This window comes from Pedobacter sp. AC190 (assembly GCF_979258025.1).
The window spans coordinates 4,398,946-4,422,524 of the sequence record NZ_OZ409824.1; the positions used below are offsets into that span (position 1 = coordinate 4,398,946).

The window sequence follows — 23,579 nt, forward strand, 5'->3', positions numbered from 1 at the left end:
ACTGTAATGATAACTGTTGAAGAAGCAAAAAAATTAATTAAAGAAAATACTCTTTCGTTAACACCGGTAATATTAAGCTTAAATAAAGCTTCAGAACACATTCTAGCTGCTGATATTTATTCAAATTTCGATATTCCTGCATTTCGTCAATCATCAATGGATGGTTATGCCATTAAGTTTGAGGACAAAGAAGCCGAATTGATTTTGGTTGGAGAAATGGCTGCTGGAACGCAACAATCTATCACTTTAAAAAAAGGACAGGCAAGCCGCATATTTACTGGCGCACCGCTTCCCGAAGGTGCAGATACAGTGGTTATGCAAGAAAAAATTATCAGAACTGGCAATAATATTAAAGTTCAGGATGAAAGACTTTCTTTTGGCATAAATGTGCGTGCAAAAGGTTCGGAAATTAAATCTGGTGAACTAGCGATGAATAAAGGTACATTGCTTAGTCCTGCGGCAATTGGTTTCCTGGCTGGTATTGGAATTACCGAAGTTGAGGTTTACCCAATGCCAAAAATTTCGATTATTTTAACAGGAAACGAACTCCAAAAACCAGGTTTACCATTAAATTTCGGGCAGGTTTACGAATCAAATTCCTATTCTCTTTCGGCTGCACTTCAAAAGGAAGGTATAGTTGATATAGAAATTTTAACCGCTGAAGATAACTTACAAACTTTAACTAAAGTAATTGAATCGGCATTAAAAAATAGTGATGTAGTTTTGCTGAATGGCGGTGTAAGTGTTGGCGATTACGATTTCGTAATAAAAGCTGCAAATGCCTGCGGAATTGAGCAAATATTTCATAAAGTAAAACAGAAACCTGGTAAACCTCTTTTCTTTGGCAAAAAAGGAAATCAATTAATTTTTGGGTTGCCAGGAAATCCATCTTCAGTTTTAAGTTGCTTTTACAATTATGTTCTTCCAGCGATAAAAATGTTATCAAAAAAAGAACATAACCTAATTGAAATAAACGCAGAATTAACACATAGTTATAAGAAGCCAGCAGGCTTAACGCATTTTTTAAAAGGGCAGTATTCAAACGGAAAAGCAACACCGCTTAATGCGCAAGAATCTTATCGATTAAGTTCGTTTGCGGTTGCAAATTGTTTAATCTGTTTAAATCAAGAGCAAGAAGATTTTGAAATTGGAGAAAATGTAAATATTTTATTAATACCAAACTAAATTATGCAAGAAAGCTTTATTCTTTTTTACTGTCTTCTTTTTATTGTCGCTTTTTTATATGCTTCCGTTGGGCATGGTGGTGCAAGTGGTTATCTGGCGTTGATGGCAATTTTCGCTATTTCTCCAGCCATAATGAAACCAACTGCATTACTTTTAAACTTGTTTGTATCCTCCACATCATTCATTCAATTTTACCGTGGCGGGCATTTTAAATGGAAAACTTTTTGGCCTTTCGCACTGGCTTCCATCCCACTCTCTTTTGTTGGCGGTACAATGGCAATCGAAAGCTCCATTTACAAAAAGATTTTAGGTGTATTGCTTCTTATACCTGTTGTAAGGTTTTTCTTTTTCAGTAATACCGATCCAAAGGACTTTAAGCCAACCAACATTCCGCTTTCTTTATTTGTTGGCGGTGTAATTGGCTTACTTTCAGGGATGATCGGTATTGGCGGTGGCATTATACTTTCGCCAGTTTTACTGATGCTAAAATGGACAGACCAAAAGCAAACTGCAGCAATCAGTGCAGCCTTTATATTTGTAAATTCAGTTGCAGGTTTAGGCGGCCAATTGGTAAAAGGATTTGAATTTAATAGCCATATGCTGGCTTATGTTGGTGTTGCTTTTATTGGTGGAATTTGCGGTGCTTACTTTGGCGCTTTAAAATTTCCGCAAACTGTGTTAAAAAACGTACTCGCTGGCGTACTTGCATTAGCCGCCTACAAGTTATTATTTACTCATGCATAATATTTAACAAAATGGAAATTCAAATTATAAGTTTTGGAAAAATATCAGAATTTATTGATAATCAAAATATTGATATTGACAGTATTAATGATACAGATGTACTAAAACTATATCTTGAGCAACTGTTTCCAAATCTTGTTGGAATGAAATATAAACTTGCCTTGAATAAAAATCTGGTTCAACATAATTTAGAAATTCACGAGAGAGATACAATTGCAATCATGCCACCGTTTTCAGGAGGATAAAGATGGATAAAGAGCGATATCAAAGGCAAACAATTTTACCAGGATTTGGTGAAGAAGCGCAATTGCGTTTATCTAAGGCAAAGGTATTGGTTATCGGAGCGGGTGGACTAGGTTGTCCTGCTTTGCAATATCTGGTTGCTGCAGGGGTTGGCTACATTGGTATTGCTGATGATGATAAAGTAGAACTGTCGAATTTACAAAGACAGATATTATTTGGAGTAGCCGATATAGGTGAATTAAAAGTAAATGCTGCTTCAAAACGCTTACAGCAAATGAATCCAGATGTTCGATTGTTGCTCTACCCCTTCTCAATAAATAAAAAAAACATCATTAGCACTTTAAATGATTACGACATCATTTTTGATGGAACCGATAATTTCGAAACCAGGTATTTAGTTAACGATGCCTGCGCTTTGCTAAAAAAACCTTTAATATTTGCAGCTGTTTCGGGTTATGAAGGGCAGTTGGCGGCATTTAATATTCCTGATGATGCAGGCTTAACTACCAATTATCGAGATTTATTCCCCATTCAGCCAAAAGCTAAAGAAATTCCTAATTGTGCAGAAAATGGTATTTTGGGAGTAACTCCTGGCATAATTGGTACAATGGCGGCTGGAGAAATTATTAAAGTGATTACAGGAATTGGAAATACATTGGCAAATAAATTACTCCATTACAACCTGCTTAATCAGCAACAATACGAGATAAATATAAGCCCATCTGATGCTTACAAACCGATTAAAAGTGAAATTGATTTAATGGAAAGAGATTACAATTTAGAAAAAATTAAAGTTAATGGCTATATAGAAATTGATGTTGATGCTATGCTGGAGCTTAATGATAAGGAATCGAGCATAATTGTGGATGTTAGAGAAAGACATGAATTCCCTAAACTTAACTCAAATATTTACAAGCAAATACCTATGTCTGAATTTAGTGATTTCGTCGAATCAGATATTGAGCAAACAACTATAATTCTGCTTTGCCAGCATGGAATAAGAAGTGATGCAGCGGCAGAATTGCTCCATAAAAAATACGGAGAAGCTAAAAACATATATAGCTTAAAAGGTGGCATTGCAAAATGGAGAAATCATTTTTTAACAACATAAAATGAGCGAAAAGAAAATTAAAAATATTTTTATTAACGGCCCAATCAGTACCGATTTTATCGCGAAAAGTATTGCTAACCACAGTTCGAAAACAGATATTGGCGGGCATAGCATTTTTTTAGGACAGATCAGGCAAGACCAAATTGATGGAAAATCTGTTTTGGCTATTGAATATACTGCTTTTGAAGAACTGGCTTTAACCAAAATGCATGAAATTAGAGAAGAAATTTTCGATAAATACCCATTAAGTTGTTTGCATATTCATCACAGTTTGGGCAAAATTAATATTGGCGAAATCTGCTTGTTTGTATTTACCTCATCAAAGCACCGAAAACCTGCAATTGATTCCTGCAATGAACTTGTTGAAAGAATAAAAACAGAACTTCCCATTTGGGGAAAAGAAATATTTGCTGATGATACCCATCAGTGGAAAGAAAACAGCTAAAATGGTAAATATCACAAAAAAATCGAATACGTTAAGGAAAGCCATTGCAAGTGCTATATTAAGTGTTTCTAAACAGGAAACAATAGATGCCGTTGTGCAAAGAAAAGTACCCAAAGGTGATGTTTTTGAGTTTGCCAGAGCGGCTGGGTTATTTGGCGTAAAAAAAACCAGCGATGTTATCCCCGATTGCCACCCTTTGCCCATTGAATTTACCTCTATCACTTTCGAAATAAATGGGTTAGACATTATCATTTCGGTCGAAGTACATACCATTTATAAAACTGGTGTAGAGGTAGAAGCCATGCATGGCGCATCTGTTACGGCTTTAACTATGTATGATATGCTTAAGCCCATTGACAAAGGCATTGAAATTAAAAACATAAAGCTTCTTGAAAAATCTGGTGGAAAATCTGATTTAAAGCATAAGAAATTCCCCGAACTTAAAGCCGCAGTTGTCGTATGCTCAGATTCTGTTTTTGATAGCAAAGCTGAAGATTATTCTGGAAAGCTGGCTATTTCCAGATTAGAGCAATTGGGGATTAATACTTTAAAATATGAAATCGTTCCAGATGATATAAAAGCTATTCAAAATGTGGCAAAAGAACTTTGCAACTCTGAACATCAATTAGTTATATTTACTGGAGGAACAGGACTTTCTCCCAGAGATGTTACGCCAGAAGCAATTTTACCTTTAATTGAACGTAAAATTGATGGCATCATGGAAACTGCAAGAAGATACGGCCAGGAAAGAATGCCATATGCGATGTTATCGAGAGGGATTGCTGGGTTTATTGGTGAAACATTAGTAATAACATTACCAGGCTCTAAAAATGGAGTCGCAGAAAGTATGGATGCTTTATTTCCGCAAGTGTTGCATCTTTTTAGCGTAAATAAAGGACAAAAACATTAGTTGTTTAGAATATGGAAGAAATCTCAAGACGCCACTTTATAAGAACCGCAAGTACCGCAGGCTTCGCGCTTTGGCTTGGTGTTTCTGCAAAAGGAAATCCCCTGAAATCATTGGATATAGCTTCAGCTAATTTCAGTCCTTATATCCTTATTGAATCGAATGGATTGATCACCATTTATAACACAAAACCAGAAATGGGACAAGGAACGCTTCAATCTTTCCCTGCATTAATAGCAGAAGAATTGGAAGTTTCTATGGATCAGATTATCATAAAGCAATCAAACGGTGAAAAAGCGCTTGGAAATGGACAGCGTGCTGGTGGTAGTTCATCTATAAGATCGAATTATTTACCAATGCGAAAAGTTGGCGCTGCTGCAAGAGAAGTTTTAATTATGGCAGCAAGCCAAAGATGGACAGTAAATATTGCCGATTGTTATGCAGAAAACGGACGAGTAATACACCGACCAAGCAAAAAATCGCTTTCTTATGGAGAACTTATCGAAGAAGCTTCGAAACTAGAACTTCCAAAAGAGCCTAAACTAAAAGATCCAAAAGATTTCAAAATTTTGGGTAAAGTTTCAAGAAGACAAGATATTCCTTTAAAAACGTGTGGAAAGGCTGAATTCGGAATTGATGCAAAAGTAGAAAACATGCTTTATGCAGTTGTAGAAAGAAGTCCGGTTTTCGGTGGAACTTTAAAAAGCTTTGATGCTACAGAAGTTTTAAAAATTCCTGGAATTAAAAAAGTAGATCTGGTAGAGCGAATTGTTGGCATATATAAATACACTGGTATTGCAATAATTGGAAATAGTTACTGGACGGTTAGTCAGGCCCGAAAAAAACTAAAAGTAGAATGGGATAACAATGGCCATGATACATTCAACACTGTCGATTATGAAAATCATTTAAGGAAGTTAGCGTCAGAACCTGGAGTAACCGATAAAAATATTGGCAATGTCGATTCCGTTAAAATTCTTCCTAAAAACACTTTCGAAGCCTTTTACGAAACTCCAATTATAGCCCATCATCCGCTCGAACCTATGAATTGTACAGCGCATATTGTTGGTGATAAACTCGAAATCTGGACGTCTACCCAAGTAGCCAGTTCAATTACGGGAAGTGCTGCTGGCGACTTGCATAAACAGGTTGGCTTTAGTCCCGATAACATCAAACTCCATAATAAATTTATTGGTGGCGGTTTCGGCAGAAGGCTCTATATCGATTATATTGTTGAAGCGGTAAATGTTGCCAAACTTGTTGATGTTCCTGTGAAAGTTATCTGGTCGAGAGAAGAAACTACTCAACAAGGTCCTTTCCGACCGATGACATTTTCAAAATTAACTGCAGGTTTTACCGAAGATGGAAAACTAAGCACTTTTCAACACAAGGTAATTAGTCCATCTTATTTTGAATCCATTCAACCAGATTTTGATAAAAAGAAGGTAGATAGTATTATGGTTGAGGGTATTGCTGAGCAGGCTTATGAAATCCCAAACCTTAGAACAACTTATGTACGGGCCGATTTACATATTCCTGTTGCAGCTTGGCGCTCGGTTACAAGTTCTACATTAGCATTTGCACATGAGGGTTTTATAGATGAACTTGCGTATCAGGCAAAAAAAGACCCCATGGATTTCCGCTTGGAATTATTATCAAAGCAATCTGATAGTAAAAAGGTTCTTCTCAAATTAAAAGAGGTTTCGAACTGGGATAAAAAATTACTAAAGGGAAAAGGACGAGGCGTTGCCATCTGGGAGTTCTTTGCAGGGCTTGCTGGGCAAGTGGTCGAAGTAACACATAATAAAGATAAAACCATAACCATTGATAAAGTTATAGCTGTTATTGATTTGGGAGAAGTTGTTAATCCTGATAATGTTAATAATCAGGTAGAAGGTGCAATTATTATGGCTTTAGGAGCTGCAACAAAACCTGGAATTACTTTTAAAAATGGTAAAACTGTTGAACACAATTTTTACGACAATCCTTTAGTCAGAATTAATGAAACGCCAAAAATGGAAATTCACATACTAACGGATGGTGGAAAAGTTAAAGGCGTTGGAGAACCTGGACTTCCTCCCTTTGCCCCTGCTTTGGCCAATGCAATTTTTGCCGCAACAGGTAAACGTTTCAGAAAGATGCCATTTGATTTAAAAACGCTTTAAAGTAAATAAGTTCAAATTTTTTATTTGAAAATAGTAACAAATTGTTTGAAAACTGTAGAAATTCAAATCCAAGCACAGTTATATTTGAGTTAAGGCTTTGAATATTTTAGTGTTCAAACAAAAACTAACAAAACATAATCTTTTTTACTATGATCTCGTTAAGTATTAACCAGAAGTTATATGAGGTAGATGCAGATCCTGAAATGCCGTTATTATGGGTGATCAGAGATTTAGTTGGCCTCACTGGTACAAAATATGGATGCGGTGTTGCTCAATGCGGCGCTTGTGTTGTTCACTTAAATGGTGAAGCTGTACGCTCGTGTATTACGAAGGTTAGCAGAGCCAGCGGACAGAAAATCACAACAATTGAAGGTTTATCCAAAGATAACGACCATCCTTTACAACTGGCCTGGAACGAAGAAAACGTGCCTCAGTGCGGCTATTGTCATTCTGGACAAATTATGTCGGCCGCTGTTTTACTAAGAGAGAACCCAACACCAACAGACGAAGATATTAACAATGCAATGGCTGGTAACATTTGCAGATGTGGTACTTATCCTCGGATAAGAAAGGCCATTCACTTAGCCGCAGAGATGCAGAAAAAGAAAGGTGCCGAAAAATGATGAATTTTAATTTAAAAATAAAAGGCAAATTTTATCGCTCAGCAGTTATTCTAACTGTTTTGGTTTGCTTAGTTATGGTTATGGCATTTGGCTTAAACACCACACATCATGTAGCATCGTCAACAACTCCACTAATTATTAAAAAAGATAGTTTAGCTTCGGTTAAAGCTTTTAAAGAAGTATATCGGGTATTAAAAAGTCCGCGTTGTATGAATTGTCATCCATCAGGTGATATTCCTTTGCAAGGCGATGATAGTCATTCACATACCATGTCGCCAAAGCGTGGAGTTGAGGGTAAAGGATTATTTGCCATGAAATGTGCAAATTGCCATCAGCCACAAAATACACCTGGTTTGCACACGCCACCAGGAAATCCTAACTGGCATTTACCACCTGCAGATATGAAAATGATTTTTCAAGGTAGAACGCCTTACCAATTAGCAAAACAGCTTGTGAATCCAAAACAAAACGGCAACAAAAATATGCAGCAATTAATTGAGCATGCTGATGATGGATTGGTGCTATCAGGCTGGAATCCTGGCGAAGGCCGCACTTTACCTCCAATAAGTCATGCAGCATTTAAAAAAGCGTGGATAACCTGGATCAAAACTGGTGCATATGCACCGAAAAAATAACTTAAAAACAATTACTTTTTCCAAATGAAATCTTCTCTATTTCTTCTTTTATTTTTTTTCTCTCTCAGTAATTCTTTTGCTCAAAATGCAGAAGTATCGGTTGGCGGTGATGTTGGTAATCCTTTCAAAATAACCAAAGGAAATTTTGCATCACTTAAGCAAATAACGATAAAGGCAAAATCGAAAGATGGTAAAGAACACGAATATTCGGGGGTTAACTTATATGATATTATTACGAAAGCAGAAAGCATTCCTGGTAATATCCTTAGAGGTAAATCTTTAACAAAATACATCCTTGTATCGGCGACTGATGGCTATCAAATTGTAATTGCTTTACCCGAAATAGATCCTGATTTTACGGATAACACGATTATCCTGGCAAATAAAATGGACGGAAAAGACTTACCAGATGATGCAGGACCGTTTAGGATAATTGTTCCTTTAGATAAGAAACAAGCAAGAAGTATTATGCGGGTAATTAGTATTGATGTACTTACGGCAGAAAAACCTTAAGTTAAGAGGTAAGGTTTTTAAAATAGACTGTACCATAACTAGTTTTTTCATTTTAAACTTGTCGAAGAACCTTTTATATTACGATTATGGCGTTTCGACAAGTTTTGCATGTAATGTAAGAATGATACAGTCTAATTTTTACATTTTGCTTTTCGACATTTTGTCTTTGGACATTTTAGATTTCTCCATTTTGCCCTTTTGCATTGAATCGGCTTTCATTTTCGACATTTTAGATTTCTCCATCTTATCCATTTTTTTCTTGCCCATTTTATCCTGTTTCATTTTAGACATTTTTTCTTTTTCCTGTTGAGGAATAACAGAAGCGAAAGTTGCTAAAGAAAGACTGCTAACTAATACAGTAGCAAGAAACAGCTTGCCTGCTGATTTTAAGATCTGGTTTTTCATGTTATCGTGTTTTGTTTAACCTTTAGTCGTAATAGGTTTGATAACCTTACATTTTTTTTAAAATAATTATCAAGAACACCTTTCCAGGTTTGTTACCAATTGTTTATTTAATTATTGATCAATTATTTAAGCTATATTGTATACACAAAAACCGTATTTCTTTTAAAAGATTGGCTTTTTATATCCATAGAATAAAATCAAATTATTTTGTAAGGATTTCTCGTTGGCAACGACTAAACACATAAAACAATGAAAAGAAAAATAGCAGCATTAGTTATTTTAGCCATGTGTTACATAACTTTAGCTTTTACTCAAAATAAAAACCAAAAAAATGTACAGAACATAAAAGATAACGGATTCGCAGTTATTGAACTATTTACTTCAGAAGGCTGTTCGAGCTGCCCTCCTGCCGATGCACTTGTTGCAAAAATACAGAGAGAAATAGTTAACAAACCAATCTATATACTTGCTTACCATGTAGATTACTGGGATCGATTAGGTTGGAAGGATAGTTTCAGTAATTCAAAATTCTCCGATCGACAAAATCAATATGCTAACTGGCTTAATTTGAAGAGCATTTATACACCGCAAATTGTGGTAAACGGAAATAAGGAATTTATTGGTTCAGAAGAAAATACCTTACGAAAAACCATTTCAGACGCACTAAAATCAGGCAACGAAAATAGCCTTGATATTACTTTACAAAAACAAAATGGCGAAGAGCTATCTTTAACTTATAATACCAATCAAAAAAATACTGGTTATAATTTAATTGTTGCCGCAGTTATCCCAAATGCTGTAAATCGCGTTTTAAAAGGAGAAAACAAAAGAAAAACGCTTGCTCATGTTCAAATTGTAGAGCAGTTTGAAACTATAAATTTAAATGATAAAGCTAACGGAACTTTTAAGCTTACCTTAAAGAAATTAAAAAACCAGACTGACATTACGTTAATTGCATTTTTACAAAACCAAAGTACTGGACAAATTATCTCCGCCACGAAACTGAAAGATAAAGTAATGCATGTTTAACCTCAAAACCGAATGAAAACTTTTTCCGTTAATGCTATATATAATTAGCCATGAAATCAATTAAAGAAAAGCACGCCTTTTTAATGCGATGGACTCATTGGGTAAATTTCCCCGTTCTGGCTATAATGATATGGAGTGGATTATTTATTTATTGGGCAAATGATGCATATGGGATTTCAATTTTTGGATACTCAATAATTAAATTTTTCCCTGAATGGTTTTATGATTATTTTCATATTCCACAACGTCTTGCCGAAGGCATGGCATTCCATTTTTTGTTTATGTGGTTTTTCTTTATAAATGGATTGATCTACATTATTTATACTATTTTTTCAGGTGCATGGAGAGAATTAATTCCTCAAAAAAATTCTTTTAAAGAAGCATGGCTCGTTTTGCTCCACGATTTACATATTCGAAAAACGATTCCACCGCAAAAAAAATATAATGCTGCACAGCGTATTGCTTATACTGCAATAATATTAATGGGATTTGGCTCTGTTGTTACAGGTTTAGCTATTTACAAGCCAGTTCAGTTTTATTGGATTTGCTGGTTATGTGGCGGTTATCACTTTGCCAGGATAATCCATTTTACGCTTACTGTAGGCTATGTTTTATTTTTTTTAATCCACATTGTGCAGGTAATTTTAGCTGGGTGGAACAATTTCCGTTCAGTAATTTCAGGATTTGAAGTTATAGAAACAGCTCCTAAGATAGAAGAAACTTCATCAGATAAAAATCCAGATCAAGGCGATGGAAAACGAGCATAAAAAGAAAGTTAAAGTGCCATTAACAATTGAGCAAAAGATAAAAAGACGTAATTTTATTTCGTTTGGAACTTTTTTCGCATTGGGTGGCGGTGCAGTTGCAAGTTGGAAATGGCTTTTAAATGCACCAGAAGAAACTGCTGGAATTACAGCAGGAACCCGAGCTCCACTTAGACGAGCATTAAATAAAACCGAACTTTTCTTTAGAAATTTCTTCAGCAATAACCATTTAGTAAAAACATATCCAATAGAAAAAGCTGCAAAAACTGTTCGAGTAAATAGCTTAATTGGAATAGAAGAAGATGAAAATTTTGATATTCAGAAATGGAAACTTATTATTGATTTAGGCAATGGGAAAACTTTAAAGATAGGTTTGCAAGAAATCAAGACTTTACCAAAAACAGAAATTGTATATGATTTTAAATGTGTAGAAGGCTGGGATCAGATACAACATTGGGCTGGTGTAAAACTTAGTGATTTTCTTTTACATTATAAACTTCACGAACAATCTAACAAACAATATATGGGTTTAGAAACGCCAAACGAAGCCTATTATGTTGGTTTAGAAATGGAAAGTGCGCTTCATCCTCAAACCTTATTGGCCTATGAAATGAATGGAGTTGAATTAAGTAACGATCATGGCGCACCTTTAAGATTGATTATTCCTGTAAAATATGGAATCAAAAACCTGAAAAGGATTGGTAAAATGTCGTTTAGCAATAGCAGGCCAAAAGACTATTGGGCCGAACAAGGCTATGATTACTATTCAGGATTGTAAAAATCAGCTATAATTTGTGGCTTCAAATTATAGCTGATTTTTATTTCTTTTTAAATTCTGGTTTAAGGTATGCATTCATACTTGCTCTTAATTTCATAACTTTTGGTACTGAAACATTTTGAATATAAGAACTCCCTGGGTGAGTTTTGTAATATCCCTGATGATAATTCTCTGCAGGGTAAATCACTTTGAATGGTACAATCTGAGTAAGAACAGGGTCGGCATAATGGTGGCTCTTATTTACTTTTTCGACGATGTCTTTCAGTGTTTTTTCTTCCTCTGGAGTTCTATAAAAAGCAACCGACCTATAGTCTTCACCCTCGTCTGGCCCTTGTCGATTCAAAGTGGTCGGATCATGAGCGTAAAAAAAAGCCTCTGCTAATTGAGTATAACTGATAACTTTTGGATCGTAATAAATTTGTACAGATTCTGCATGTCCAGTATTATCTGAGCAAACATCTTCATAAGTGGGATTTTTAACCGTACCACCTGCATAACCAGCCACTACTTTATCAACACCATTTAATTCGCTAAGTCCTTCACTTAAACTCCAGAAACAACCGCCCGCAAAAGTTGCCACCTTTTCATTTAACTCTGGCTTTGGCAAAACTGCAAAAGCGTTTTCATTCTTTTTAACCTGTCCGTTTGCACAGGCACCGAGAAATAGAATACCAAAAACTAATATTTTATACTTTTTCATAATTCTTCGATTTGATTATTTAGCAGGAATAAATTTTAACGCATACGAATTCATGCAATATCTTTTCCCAGTTGGCTCAGGCCCATCATCAAAAACATGACCTAAATGTAATCCCGTAGAAGCTTCTACCACTTCATCCCTAACCATACCATCAGAAGTATCGTTAACAACTTTAATCGCTTTTGCATCAATTGGTTTAAAAAAACTTGGCCAACCTGTTCCAGATTCAAACTTAGTATCAGAACTGAACAAAGGTTTTCCAGTTGCAGCGCTTACATAAATTCCTTTTTTATGGTTATTCCAATATGGATTTTTGTAAGGCACTTCGGTGCCGCTGTTTACCATAATATCATAAGCATTTGCAGAAAGCATATTTTTCCAATATGCATTCGGTTTAGCCATTGGATATAATTTTACACTTCTACCAGCATTTTCCATTTTATCTGCTGTATTAGAAGATTTATTTTGACTGCAGGCATTTAATGCTATAGCCATCAACGGTATCAATAATAATTTTAACTTTTTCATAATTCATTAGTCGAGTTGTGAAACAAATCCTTACAATAAAAAATCACCAGGAAAACTTTCCGTTTTCTTCATTCTATTATGTTTTAATTTACGCATAAATCATTTCAGCAGTTCTCAATCTCACTATAAGCAATGTGGTTATAGTGTAAAATCATTAACATTGAAGCAAGTGATATGGTGATGGAGATCAAGTTAAAATAATTACTACTTGTAATAGATGCTTTTAGTTGCACTTTTTTTACCTTTAAAACATGAATAAGTTTTACCTCTCTGAAATAAACATCTATCCTATAAAATCACTTGGAGGCATCAGCCTTAATGAAGCTGAAATAGAAGAAAAAGGCCTTCAGCATGATAGAAGATGGATGCTTATTGATGAAGAAGGTACATTTATAACGCAAAGAAAGCATTTCGAATTAGCGCTCCTTCAGGTTGATATAGCTGAAAATATAATGACAGTAAGTCATAAAAAAAATCTAAACCATGCTATATCTTTTTCTATAGATGAAGAAACTGGCGAAAGCATATCAGTAACTGTTTGGGATGATCGTTCGACTGGATTTGAAGTAAATACGAAAGTAAGTAACTGGTTTTCTGAGTTTTTAAAAATGAAAGTAAGGCTTGTTAAAATGGCTTCGGCAGACAGAAGACTTGTTGATCAGCGTTATGCATCAAATAATGAAACCGTTAGTTTTGCTGATGGTTATCCTTGCCTTTTAATTGGTCAGTCATCTTTAAATGGTTTAAATGAAAAACTTTCAATGCCTATCCGAATGGATAGATTTCGTCCTAACTTTGTATTCACTGGCGGAATACCGCATGTAGAAGACAATTTTAGCACATTTTTTTTAGGCGATGTTCTGTTTTCGGCCGTAAAACCCTGTGCCAGATGTGTACTTATAACTATAGATCAGCAAAATGGCCTTAAGGGACAAGAACCACTAAGAACATTAGCGGGTTATCGTACAGCAGGGAAAAAGATTTTATTCGGGCAGAACTTAATCCATAAAGGTTCTGGCATTATTCGTTTAGGAGATGAACTTCGTATTGAAGAATGGAAAGCAATGGCTAATATTACTGAGTAAATGCATCTAACAATTTCATTGTAATCAAAGCCTCTTCCCCACTGCATGGATTTGGTCTTTTGTTTAAAAAATATTTTACAACTTCCTCAATCATAGGCTGCTCTACATGCTTAAGTGGCTCAAAAATATAATCTTTACTTTGTCCTTCTACTGTAACACTAACGTTGTTTTTAAACATTGGAAAGCTAATCTTTCCTTTTGAGCCATAGATTTCGCAAATATCTGATTGCTGCGCCTCTGAAACCGTAAAACACCAGGTTCCATTAAAAATAATCCCATTTTCAAATAAAATTTGCCCACTTACCAGGTCATCTACTGGAGTTCCAGTGTGTTGCTTTACTGCAAAACCTACCGACTTTTCAATTGCGCCGAAAAAATAGCTCATTAAATCGAGTTGATGAGGTGCCAAATCGTGAAACAAACCTCCACCAGAAATAGCTGGATTTTTTCGCCAATCTTCATCCGTATTGGCAATAATATTGGTATTCAAAGGTTGTAGCATATTCAATTGTACAAACCTGATATTACCAATTATTTTATCATTTAAAAGTTCCCGAATTTTTAAAAACATGGGTTGCGCCCTACGATAATGAGCAACTGTAAGTTTAACACGATATTGATTAGAAGCCTCAATCATTCGCTTTGCAGCTTCAGCATTTAAGGTCATTGGTTTTTCTACATATACAGGTTTCCCTGCTGCCAGAGCTTCAATGGTATAGGCTTCGTGTTGTAGAGGTGGAGTTGCAATATAAATCGCATTAACTTCAGGATCGTTAATTAATTCGCTTGCATCGCTGTACCATTTCTCAACCTTGTGCCTTCTGGCATAATCAGCAGCTTTAACTGCATCACGCCTCATAACCGCTACAAGTTTCGAATTTGCCACTTTACTGAATGCTGGTCCACTTTTAACCTCAGTAACATCGCCGCAGCCAATAATGCCCCATTTAATTTCTTGCATAGTAAATTTATATCAGTGCAGTTTAGGTGCACTTTCATGCATTAAATATAGCCTTTGTAGTTAAAACTTAAAATTATTGATTTGTAAGTATTTACTTTAGTGCCTGACTAAATGCCGACATACAGATTGCATGTTTAAAATTATTCTGACAACGGATTAGATAATCGAAAGATTCTAAAGGTTTTGAGAATTCAACTACAGCATCAACGTCGAGCAAAAAACTTTGCTCCGAGTTTATGTCCTCTTTGAATTCAAGGTAATGACTTCGATTAATTATATTAATATGTTGCTCCATTGATGACCTTTATCGCTGTAAAGATGCCAAGCTAATGTTAATTTGATTTAAACGCCACATTAATTCGCTTTAGGTCACAAATATTTTGCAATCAGTCTGGGGATTTCGCTTACAAACTTGCGGTACAAAATTTAAGCAATGATTGTTTATCTAAAGAAAAAATATTGTTTGTAGTTTGATATAGAATCACATAGCAAAATCCAGAAAAGGCTTTAAAAGATTAAAAAGCGACATTTAATTTAATCTGATAAATTTCAGTCAAAAAAATGCCCTGATATAAAAATATCAGGGTATTACACAAAATGCAATCGTTTATTTGTCGCTATTTTTTTTTTCGGTTACTTCAGTTCTTATTTCTTGAGCTAAAGTTTTAAGGTCTTGCATTGCTTTACGTAATCTGGTACCAGCAGTTGCATTTCCTACCTTGTAAAATTTTGATGCATCTGATTCAGCTCTCAGAAAACGCGGTATGGTCATCAGCTTTCATAAGGTCTATCAATTCAATATCCTTATAAGTTTCCAATTGCTGCGTTAACATTCTTCGATTAAATAATTCACCCTTTTCAAAGCTACACAACCATTTTTAAATTAAAAAAATTGCTTTATAAAGGTTTTGCAAAAACCATTAAATTAAAAAAGAAACATTTAAAACGTTCCTTTTTTATCTTTTAGCCAGATTTTAAAATAATTTTTCTTGAGGTGGAGTAGCGCCCGCAAGGCGGATGTAAACTGTAGCTTGTCCTCTGTGATGTGTTTGGTGTTCGAATGCTTTACCCAATGCCTGTTCTTTGGTTAATTCAAATCTTCCGAATAGCTTTATTTGCTCTTTAATTTGAGCAGGTGAAAGTTTTTTTATTCCCTCGATTACAAAGTCGTAACTTGCCAAAACATCTTTAGTAACTGTTGCTTTGGTTTTATCTGTGCCTTTTTCAAGGCCTACTGTTCCTACAGGACTTTTTTCTCCTGTAGCTGCCGAAGAAAATGAATAGTTGGCATCAGCTAGGTGTAGCATTTGCTCTGCAAACGAACGCATTTGCGGCGTAGGTTTTAAAGAATACGAAGCTTCTGGCATTACATCAAGATATTCTTTTGTATAAGCTTTTGCTCTTTCCCAATCTTTAACAAGTTCGGTTGATGTACTTTGAGCCTTAACTGTTCCAGCCAACATTACAAGAAAAAAAAGGCTTATAATTAGTTTTAATTTTTTCATAATTAAATAGTTTTATTCACTACAAAAATAAGTTTTTTAGTGGTATAATTTGTTTTTAAGTTTTACTGTCATCAACAAAAATATATTTATAAAACTCGTGCTTGGAAAATTTAAATATTTAATAAATCTTTAACGTTTCGGCCTAATTTGTTATAATCAAACGGCTTAAACATAATTGCATCAGCATTACAAGGTATTTGATCAACCTGCGATTCGAGCATTGCTGTAATTAATATAACTGGTATTGATTTGGTTAAATTACTTGCTTTTAATTCGTTGCATAGTTTTCTTCCATCGTTCGTATCAAGAATTATATCCATTAAAATAAGATCTGGCTGGAAGCTTTTAATTGTAGGATTTAAAAGGTCGGATTTATGAATGCTTTCGACCACAAAATTATGGTTTTCCAGAACCAAAGTAATAGCTTCTGCATTACTTACATCATCATCAACAACGAGAATTTTTGACACGGCCATTTCATGCAAATTACAAAAAAACAAATACCATTCAAAATTAAGATTAATGAAAAATATCTTTGATGGAAGACACAAAACACTGATTAACTGCCAAGTAAATATTCCAAATAACTATAAGCACCAATAATATGTCCAAATTGGCTATAAAAAATTCAAACGGCATTTCAGCTTGCAAAAATGATTAAACCAATAAGTTAATAAATTTAGCTGATTAGATTGTATTTTTAACGCTTGCATTATTTAGATAAGTCCTTGATTGTTTTATCTCTTCAATTGTTTAATTGAAAGCTTTAAGTGTTTTGGTACTCCCTAACTAAACAAATGAATAAAGCCAGGTTTAAAATCAGTTCGTTTCTTCCAGTATTTATTTTCATCTTTTTATGTGTCAAAAGTGAGGCACAAACGACCACAAAAAAGATGGATAGCCTATACGTTATTGCTCGGGCGATCAATAATTCGGATTCGAGTTCCGTATTAATTAATAATCTTTTAAAAGAAACCAGGGCAAACAATTATACCCGAGGCACAATAAATCTTTTGCTTTTGCAAGCAGTTGGCTTATTTAATACTGGCAAATTTGATGAAACCATCAAATTTACTTACGCTATTGAAGATGAAGTTCGGGAGAGCGGGCTTTATCCTAAAATATCGCATTTATTAGCCTTGCGAGCAAATAGTTATCAAAGTTTATTTTTTTTCAGCAAAAGTAATGAGAGCTTAAAGGAGTCGCAGTATTACGCAGAGAAAATTAAAGAGCCTGATTTTAAATATTTCGCTTTTGGAAGAATATACAGACTAAAATCCAACAACTTCGGCGCAAACAATAAGGAAGCTTATAATCCAGATTCTGTTATTTATTATTCAATAAAGAGCTTCACAATTCAAAATAAAATCGTTAATCCTCAAATGAGAAATGGTTTGAGTATTGATGCATATAATCTTGGAAATTTATTTTTAAATAATAAAAAAACAGATTCTGCAAAGCGTTATTTTCAAATTGCATATACAACAGCAAAAAAGATCAATCAATTAACGCTTATGGGCGAATCGATGATTGGACTTGGGCAGATCAAGGAGAAACAAAACCAACTCGACAGCGCATTATTTTATTATAATGCTGCTTTAAGAAATGCAAAGGAAGGAAAAAGGGCAACTAGCATTAAGCGTTGTCATGAATTACTAGCAGCTATATACAGCAAAATGGGTGATAGCAAAAATTCATTAACGCATACTCAAAAATATGCTGTAATTACCGATAGCATTGCTAATGCTGATAAAAAAGCAAGCAGTGTAACAGCTGGCCTTGTGATCAATGAAAAAGATCTAATAAGCTCAAGAAGTAAAAACAGATACCTCTTAATTATCTCAGGTTCTATTTGCTTTCTATTCATATTGATATTTGCAATAGTTAAACTCCGAAAGAAACATTCTGAGACAATTCTGTATCATAAAGAAGAACAGAATCTGTTAAATAAGCAATTAAATGATTTAGTTGCTGATAAAATTACTGATGAAGTATTAAATGAACTGGTCGTAATGGTTAAAACAGATGATCCAGCCTTTTTTGTTAGGTTTAAAGAGTACCATCCTATTTTTATTCAAAAAATAACCCAGCTTTCGCCCGATATATTGGTTACCGATTTAACGATTTGTGCTAAGCTACGTTTGGGGCTAAACACTAAGGAAATTGCTTACTTCAGCCGTTCATCATTAAGATCTGTAGAAAGTAGAAAATACCGAATCCGAAAGAAATTAAATTTCAAGGCGGAAGATGATTTAGCAACCTGGATTGTGAATTTGTAAAAAAGATTATGGAATTTCATTCACAATAAAAACCAAATCATCCCTTTATCAATTACTCTTTGATAAAATTTAAACAACAATAAAAGGTAGTTTTAAATCAAAAATGCCTTTCATTGTTGTTTAGCGATACTGAATGTAGAATTATAAATAAGATAGTTTTACACCAAGATTTACCCATTTTGAGGGCAACGCAACAGCTCCAACTTCGTTATAGGTTGCATTGAAAATATTTTGTGCATCCATATAAAGTGTTACTCTATTAATTTTCTGACTTAGGCGCAAATCGTGAATCCAATAGGATGCTCCAGTTGCCCGCTCATTAAATCGCGTAGCGTAAAGAATACTAAAATGCTTGTAGCTGAAATCAACAGTGTTGGTTACCTGATGTTTTAATGATGAAATTTGATACTTTGAGCTTACATTTTGTTTAACATCTTTAAATTCAGATGCCAGATAAGAGTAAGCCAGAACGAAATTTATTTTAGATTGTTCAGATAATTTAGTGAAACAACCCGAACGCATATTTAAGCCATAGGTATTTAAATCGCCAAAATTACCACTTTGAAATGGCTCTGCAGTTGTAGCACGTGTATAATCAATAAAGTCGGCTATGTTTCTGTGAAAATAATTTACGTTTACGGTAAATGCGTTTTTGTTAAATTTTATTCCAAATTCGCTTTGCAAAGCATTTTCTGGAGTAACATTCGGGTTTCCAATATTGCCTGGTCTTTGATCCAAATAAAGATCAGTAAATGATGGTAAACGTTGGCTCGTACCAATGTTTCCAACCAATACAAGTTCGTTTGTTAATGCATAGCTTAAATCTATGCCAGGATATATTTGCCAATTGTAATCCGAGTTGTAATTTAAATAAGCACCAATGTTAACATTTAGCTTTTCAAAAAAATATGTTCTATATTGTGCGTACATGCCAAGGTTATCTCTTCGGTGCTTGCCGATGTTAGAAGAATTAATCGCTTCTACCCTGCCTTCTGCTCCAAAACCCAACTCGCCTGTAGCCATTTTGTAAGCTGTATTAACTTCTGCGCTGAACGAATTTGTGTAATGCTGGCTTCTTCCTTTATCTAAAATAGATTCACTAAAATAACGATAGTCGTCGTAATTATATCTATAGCTTAAACTCGGCATTAATGTCCATTTCGGTGATAAACGATGTTTCGATTGTATTGAGGCTAAAGTGGTTTGCACTTCTTCATAAGAATTTTTATCGCCAGGGGCAGCATAAAAACCGTTAGCGCCAAATCCATTATTTACATAACCCGCCGACGCCATAATTTCGTTTAAACTATCAATTTGGATATTTCCCTGATAGAAAATTTTACTATTTTCAAAACCAGTATTGAAACGATAACCGTTACTTTTATCTAGCGATGCAAAAAGAGAATGCTGTTGTTTTTCTTTACTCAAAGCACCGCCAATCTGCGTACCAGCATTGTAAAAGGTTTTTCCTGAACCTTCAGTATTTTTTTCAAAGTTGGAACCAGCATAAGAATTGAGTAGAAACCCAGTTTTAGTTGGCTTTTTGGTAACGATGTTAATGGCGCCTGTTAAGCTGTTAATACCATAAATTCTTGCCGCGGGTCCTCTAATTACTTCAATGCGTTCGATCATTTCAACAGGTATAGGTATGTTGAGCATGTTATGCGATGTTTGCGAGTCAATAATTTTTATACCGTTTAATAAAAGAACGGTCTGTTCGAAACTTCCTCCATCAATACTAATATCAGCCTGGCTTCCAAAAGGTCCTCTCTGCCTGATATCTACTCCGTTTGCATACTGAAGGATTTCCTGTAAACTGCGACCAGGTAATTTTTCGATGGTAGCGCGATCAATTACGTAAACATTTCTATTTTGTTTGGATATAGGCGTATTAAGGCGGTTTTCATTGATAATCACCTCATCCATAACGGTAACCGAATCTATCTTCGTTTGAGCGAAAATTTTTGTAGAACTAAGTATTAAAATTGCAAATAAATATTTTTTCATTCTGATTAATTTCTGCAAAAATACTACCTTGCCGTACCAGTATTCTATACCGGTTTTATAATAATGGATAGTCCGGTTCAAATTCCTTTTAAAAGTTTTATCAATCTCGATCCAAACGACAAGACGGCTTTGTATTTACAAATCGTTTTTGGGTTCATCAACAGTATTCAATTGGGGCATTTTCCCGAAGGCACTAAACTTCCTGGAACACGGATTTTGTGTAAGGTGTTTAATGTGAACAGAAATACGTTAATAAGAGCTTTTCATGATTTAGAATTACAAGGTTGGATTAAGATTTTACCCAATCAGGGCACATTTATTCTCAGCAACCAAACACATAAGCATAAGGCTGAATCAAAAATTAGTTCTAACCAAAATGCCAATACTAAAAATAGAGGCTTTTCTTTTAGCCATTCTACCGTGTTGGAAAACCCATTAGAAGAAAGTGATTTACCTTATCAATTTAACGATGGATTACCTGATATAAGGCTTTTACAAACTGATGTATTGGCAAGACTCTATCTATCAAAATTAAAGAACAAAACTAAATTTAAATCATGGGAACAGATAAAAGCACAATCTCATGCTGATATTAGAAATAATTTTTCCAACTTTCTAAACCTCACCCGCGGATTAAAAATATCCAGTTCAAGTTTACTCACAACCAGCAGCCACGAAATCAGCTTATACCTGGTTGCGAAATCGCTAATCAAATTTGGAGATAAGGTTGTTGTTGCTTCGCCAAGTTATTATAAATCTAACATGACTTTGTCGGATTGCGGAGCGCAAATTGTTTCTATTCCCATTGAAAAAGATGGAATTAGCATCAAACATTTGAAATCGGTTTGTAAAGCTCAACAAATAAAAGCGTTGTATTTAACCTCGAATTATCATTACCCAACTACAATTGCGCTAAGCGCAAAGAAAAGAATGGAAGTGCTTGAGTTGGCTAATGAGTTTGAGTTTGTAATTATCGAAGATGATTATGATTTTGATTTACACTACGATAATAATCCTGTTTTACCCTTAGCGGCTTTCGATATTTTTAAAAGAGTTATTTATATTGGTTCATTTGGTCGGTCATTGCCTTCGGGTTTCGGTTTTGGCTTTATTTCTGCCATACCCGAATTTATTTCCGAACTAGAGAAACATAAAAATATTTTAGAAACTGAGGTAGATGTTATTAAGGAACAAGCCTTAAACGATTGGATACAGGAAGGTGAAGTGCATCGGCTTTTCAAAAAAAACAGAAAAGTTTACGGCGCAAGAAGAGATGAATTTATCGCATTGCTAAATAAAAAGTTAAAAGGACGGATCAAATTCCAAGTTCCAGCAAGGGGTTTAGCGGTTTGGATAGAATGGCTTGAACAGTTTAGCCTAATTAAATTCAGAGATGAATGTGCTTCACAAGGTTTATTTTTACCAAAAACAATTTTACATCAAAATAAAAATTTTACAGCAACCCGATTGGGGTTTGGGCATTTTAATGTAGCTGAGATGGAAATTGTTGTAGAAATTTTACAAAAATCGCTCGATAAAATTTTGAGTTAAACTGCTCATCAAATAATTACGGCACCTCTTTACCTAGTTTTTTTCTTCTTTAAGCAAAAATGAGATGATTAAAATCGTCTGTTTATTGAAGATACCACTTGATCAACATTAATCAAATGGCACCATCATTCAAATCTGAATTTTAACTTCATTATAACTTCATAAATCTGTAGTTATTTCGTACCAGTATTAAATCAATAGGGTATGTTAAATTATTGAGTTCAATTGTATCAATTAATAAGATATAATCTTGATGAAACGAGTATCCTAAGAACTAGGAAAAAACAAATCAGATAACTATTCAAGAAAACAAAATGAAGAGAAATGTCATGTGCCTCGCTTTAGGTACTTTGCTTTACGTAACAGGTTGTACATCCAAAAAAGAAGAAAAAGAAGAAGTAGCAACTTATGCGGTTACCACACCGTTGAAAATGGATACATCTTTTACAAAGGAATATGTTTCGCAGATTAAATCTGTACGAAACATCGAAATTCGCGGACAAGAGAAAGGCTATTTGCAAAACATTTATGTAGATGAAGGTCAGCACGTTACTAAAGGACAGCTGCTGTTTAGAATTATGCCAAAAATGTTACAAGCCGAGCTTTTAAAAGCACAAGCAGAAACACAATCTGCAGAAATAGAACTTCAGAACACAAAGTTGCTTACCGATAAAAATGTGGTTTCTAAAAATGAACTGGCAATGGCTAAAGCTAAATTGCAGGCGGCTAATGCAGAAACATCGATGGCTAAAATGCATTTGGCATTTAGCGAAATCAGGGCTCCTTTTGATGGAACTATAGATCGTATTCCTTTAAAATTAGGAAGTTTAATAGATGAAGGTGCATTGTTAACCAGTCTTTCTGACAACAGCCAGGTTTTCGCCTATTTTAACGTTTCTGAACCAGAATATCTTAATTATCAACAAGCCACAAAAGCAAAAGGACAACAAGAAGTTGGTTTATTGCTGGCCAACAATGAGCTACTAAAAACAAAAGGTAAAGTAGAACTTATTGAAAGTGAATTTGATAATGAAACAGGGAATATCGCTTTCCGTGCCAGATTTAACAACGCCGATAACTTACTAAGAAATGGTGAAACAGGTAAAATTCAAATGGTTGTCCCTTTGAAAAATGCTATTGTTATTCCTCAAAAAGCCACATACGATATTCAAGATAAAACCTATGTTTTTGTTGTTGACAAGAATAACAAAGTGCATTCTAGAGTAATTACAGTTGCCAGTGAATTGCCTGATTTATATGTAATCAGCGATGGTTTAACCTTAGATGATAAAATATTGCTGGAAGGCGTGCAGAAAGTTAAAGATGATGATAAGATTGCCTTTAAATTCCAAAAGCCTCAGGATGTTATCAAACAATTAAGATTGAAAACTGAATAATCTAAATCCCCGCTAATAC

At 34.6% G+C, this 23,579-nt stretch carries 25 protein-coding genes; 17 read left to right on the forward strand and 8 right to left on the reverse strand.

What is annotated here, in order from left to right:
• Positions 1 to 6 precede the first annotated feature (6 nt).
• The 10 genes from ACZZZI_RS19375 (at position 7) to ACZZZI_RS19420 (ending at position 8,571) form a co-directional block, all read left to right on the forward strand.
• The gene (locus ACZZZI_RS19375) at positions 7 to 1,185 is read left to right on the forward strand and encodes a molybdopterin molybdotransferase MoeA (RefSeq protein WP_316758289.1); all 1,179 of its coding nucleotides are present in this window, start codon (positions 7 to 9) and stop codon (positions 1,183 to 1,185) included.
• Between the two features lie 3 nt (positions 1,186 to 1,188).
• Positions 1,189 to 1,929, forward strand: coding sequence for a sulfite exporter TauE/SafE family protein (locus ACZZZI_RS19380; RefSeq protein WP_463490819.1), 741 nt, complete (start codon positions 1,189 to 1,191; stop codon positions 1,927 to 1,929).
• A gap of 11 nt (positions 1,930 to 1,940) precedes the next feature.
• On the forward strand, positions 1,941 to 2,174 hold the full coding sequence (locus tag ACZZZI_RS19385) for a MoaD/ThiS family protein (protein WP_463490821.1): 234 nt from the start codon (positions 1,941 to 1,943) through the stop codon (positions 2,172 to 2,174).
• A 2-nt stretch (positions 2,175 to 2,176) separates the two neighbouring features.
• Positions 2,177 to 3,283 carry a ThiF family adenylyltransferase gene (locus ACZZZI_RS19390; RefSeq protein WP_463490823.1) on the forward strand — a complete coding sequence of 369 codons (1,107 nt, stop codon included), beginning with the start codon at positions 2,177 to 2,179 and terminating at the stop codon, positions 3,281 to 3,283.
• A 1-nt stretch (position 3,284) separates the two neighbouring features.
• Positions 3,285 to 3,728 carry a molybdenum cofactor biosynthesis protein MoaE gene (locus ACZZZI_RS19395; RefSeq protein WP_316758281.1) on the forward strand — a complete coding sequence of 148 codons (444 nt, stop codon included), beginning with the start codon at positions 3,285 to 3,287 and terminating at the stop codon, positions 3,726 to 3,728.
• Entirely contained in the window at positions 3,697 to 4,638 is a 942-nt protein-coding gene (gene moaCB / locus ACZZZI_RS19400) for a bifunctional molybdenum cofactor biosynthesis protein MoaC/MoaB (protein ID WP_316758279.1), read from the forward strand. Before ACZZZI_RS19395 ends, moaCB begins: the two co-directional genes overlap by 32 nt.
• 11 nt (positions 4,639 to 4,649) lie before the next feature.
• Positions 4,650 to 6,800 (forward strand): xanthine dehydrogenase family protein molybdopterin-binding subunit, encoded by a 2,151-nt coding sequence (locus tag ACZZZI_RS19405; protein ID WP_316758277.1) that lies wholly within the window; start codon positions 4,650 to 4,652, stop codon positions 6,798 to 6,800.
• A 149-nt stretch (positions 6,801 to 6,949) separates the two neighbouring features.
• Entirely contained in the window at positions 6,950 to 7,423 is a 474-nt protein-coding gene (locus ACZZZI_RS19410; protein ID WP_316758275.1) for a (2Fe-2S)-binding protein, read from the forward strand.
• Positions 7,420 to 8,058, forward strand: coding sequence for a cytochrome c family protein (locus ACZZZI_RS19415; RefSeq protein ID WP_463490827.1), 639 nt, complete (start codon positions 7,420 to 7,422; stop codon positions 8,056 to 8,058). Before ACZZZI_RS19410 ends, ACZZZI_RS19415 begins: the two co-directional genes overlap by 4 nt.
• 24 nt (positions 8,059 to 8,082) lie before the next feature.
• A complete protein-coding gene (locus tag ACZZZI_RS19420; protein ID WP_316758271.1) occupies positions 8,083 to 8,571 on the forward strand; it encodes a molybdopterin-dependent oxidoreductase in 489 nt (162 codons plus the stop codon).
• 138 nt (positions 8,572 to 8,709) lie between these two features.
• Here ACZZZI_RS19420 and ACZZZI_RS19425 read toward each other — a convergent pair whose 3' ends face one another.
• A complete protein-coding gene (locus ACZZZI_RS19425) occupies positions 8,710 to 8,976 on the reverse strand; it encodes a hypothetical protein (RefSeq protein ID WP_316758268.1) in 267 nt (88 codons plus the stop codon).
• Positions 8,977 to 9,225: 249 nt separating this feature from the next.
• Here ACZZZI_RS19425 and ACZZZI_RS19430 point away from each other — a divergent pair, with 249 nt between their 5' ends.
• The 3 genes from ACZZZI_RS19430 to ACZZZI_RS19440 are packed head-to-tail and all read left to right on the forward strand — an operon-like array spanning position 9,226 to position 11,547.
• Entirely contained in the window at positions 9,226 to 10,005 is a 780-nt protein-coding gene (locus ACZZZI_RS19430; protein WP_463490830.1) for a DUF1223 domain-containing protein, read from the forward strand.
• 50 nt (positions 10,006 to 10,055) lie between these two features.
• A complete protein-coding gene (locus ACZZZI_RS19435) occupies positions 10,056 to 10,772 on the forward strand; it encodes a cytochrome b/b6 domain-containing protein (protein WP_463490832.1) in 717 nt (238 codons plus the stop codon).
• Positions 10,756 to 11,547: a molybdopterin-dependent oxidoreductase gene (locus ACZZZI_RS19440; protein WP_316758262.1), complete on the forward strand. Its 792-nt coding sequence runs from the start codon at positions 10,756 to 10,758 to the stop codon at positions 11,545 to 11,547. Before ACZZZI_RS19435 ends, ACZZZI_RS19440 begins: the two co-directional genes overlap by 17 nt.
• A 40-nt stretch (positions 11,548 to 11,587) precedes the next feature.
• Here the strand turns inward: ACZZZI_RS19440 and msrA are convergent, their stop codons facing one another.
• Together msrA and msrB are read right to left on the reverse strand one after the other, a co-directional pair.
• Positions 11,588 to 12,247, reverse strand: a complete 660-nt coding sequence (msrA, locus tag ACZZZI_RS19445) for a peptide-methionine (S)-S-oxide reductase MsrA (RefSeq protein ID WP_463490835.1) — start codon at positions 12,245 to 12,247, stop codon at positions 11,588 to 11,590.
• Positions 12,248 to 12,262: 15 nt separating this feature from the next.
• Complete coding sequence (gene msrB, locus ACZZZI_RS19450; RefSeq protein WP_316758258.1) at positions 12,263 to 12,775, reverse strand: peptide-methionine (R)-S-oxide reductase MsrB; 513 nt, start codon at positions 12,773 to 12,775, stop codon at positions 12,263 to 12,265.
• Between the two features lie 251 nt (positions 12,776 to 13,026).
• Between msrB and ACZZZI_RS19455 the strand changes: the two genes are divergently transcribed.
• Positions 13,027 to 13,860, forward strand: coding sequence for an MOSC domain-containing protein (locus tag ACZZZI_RS19455; RefSeq protein WP_316758256.1), 834 nt, complete (start codon positions 13,027 to 13,029; stop codon positions 13,858 to 13,860).
• Here the strand turns inward: ACZZZI_RS19455 and ACZZZI_RS19460 are convergent.
• The 4 genes from ACZZZI_RS19460 to ACZZZI_RS19475 form a co-directional block, all read right to left on the reverse strand.
• Positions 13,850 to 14,821: a Gfo/Idh/MocA family protein gene (locus ACZZZI_RS19460; RefSeq protein WP_316758254.1), complete on the reverse strand. Its 972-nt coding sequence runs from the start codon at positions 14,819 to 14,821 to the stop codon at positions 13,850 to 13,852. The genes ACZZZI_RS19455 and ACZZZI_RS19460 overlap by 11 nt on opposite strands.
• A 607-nt stretch (positions 14,822 to 15,428) precedes the next feature.
• Positions 15,429 to 15,593, reverse strand: a complete 165-nt coding sequence (locus tag ACZZZI_RS19465) for a histone H1 (RefSeq protein WP_316758252.1) — start codon at positions 15,591 to 15,593, stop codon at positions 15,429 to 15,431.
• A gap of 202 nt (positions 15,594 to 15,795) precedes the next feature.
• On the reverse strand, positions 15,796 to 16,326 hold the full coding sequence (locus tag ACZZZI_RS19470) for a DinB family protein (protein WP_316758250.1): 531 nt from the start codon (positions 16,324 to 16,326) through the stop codon (positions 15,796 to 15,798).
• A 110-nt stretch (positions 16,327 to 16,436) separates the two neighbouring features.
• Entirely contained in the window at positions 16,437 to 16,802 is a 366-nt protein-coding gene (locus ACZZZI_RS19475) for a response regulator (RefSeq protein WP_316758249.1), read from the reverse strand.
• A 321-nt stretch (positions 16,803 to 17,123) separates the two neighbouring features.
• On the opposite strand from ACZZZI_RS19475, the gene ACZZZI_RS19480 reads away from it, so the two are divergent.
• On the forward strand, positions 17,124 to 18,605 hold the full coding sequence (locus tag ACZZZI_RS19480; RefSeq protein WP_316758247.1) for a tetratricopeptide repeat protein: 1,482 nt from the start codon (positions 17,124 to 17,126) through the stop codon (positions 18,603 to 18,605).
• 141 nt (positions 18,606 to 18,746) lie between these two features.
• On the opposite strand, the gene ACZZZI_RS19485 is transcribed toward ACZZZI_RS19480, so the two are convergent.
• Positions 18,747 to 20,612, reverse strand: coding sequence for a TonB-dependent receptor plug domain-containing protein (locus ACZZZI_RS19485; protein WP_463490840.1), 1,866 nt, complete (start codon positions 20,610 to 20,612; stop codon positions 18,747 to 18,749).
• Positions 20,613 to 20,675: 63 nt separating this feature from the next.
• On the opposite strand from ACZZZI_RS19485, the gene ACZZZI_RS19490 reads away from it, so the two are divergent.
• A complete protein-coding gene (locus tag ACZZZI_RS19490; protein WP_316758243.1) occupies positions 20,676 to 22,163 on the forward strand; it encodes an aminotransferase-like domain-containing protein in 1,488 nt (495 codons plus the stop codon).
• Between the two features lie 314 nt (positions 22,164 to 22,477).
• On the forward strand, positions 22,478 to 23,560 hold the full coding sequence (locus ACZZZI_RS19495) for an efflux RND transporter periplasmic adaptor subunit (protein ID WP_316758240.1): 1,083 nt from the start codon (positions 22,478 to 22,480) through the stop codon (positions 23,558 to 23,560).
• The last annotated feature ends 19 nt before the right edge of the window (positions 23,561 to 23,579 follow it).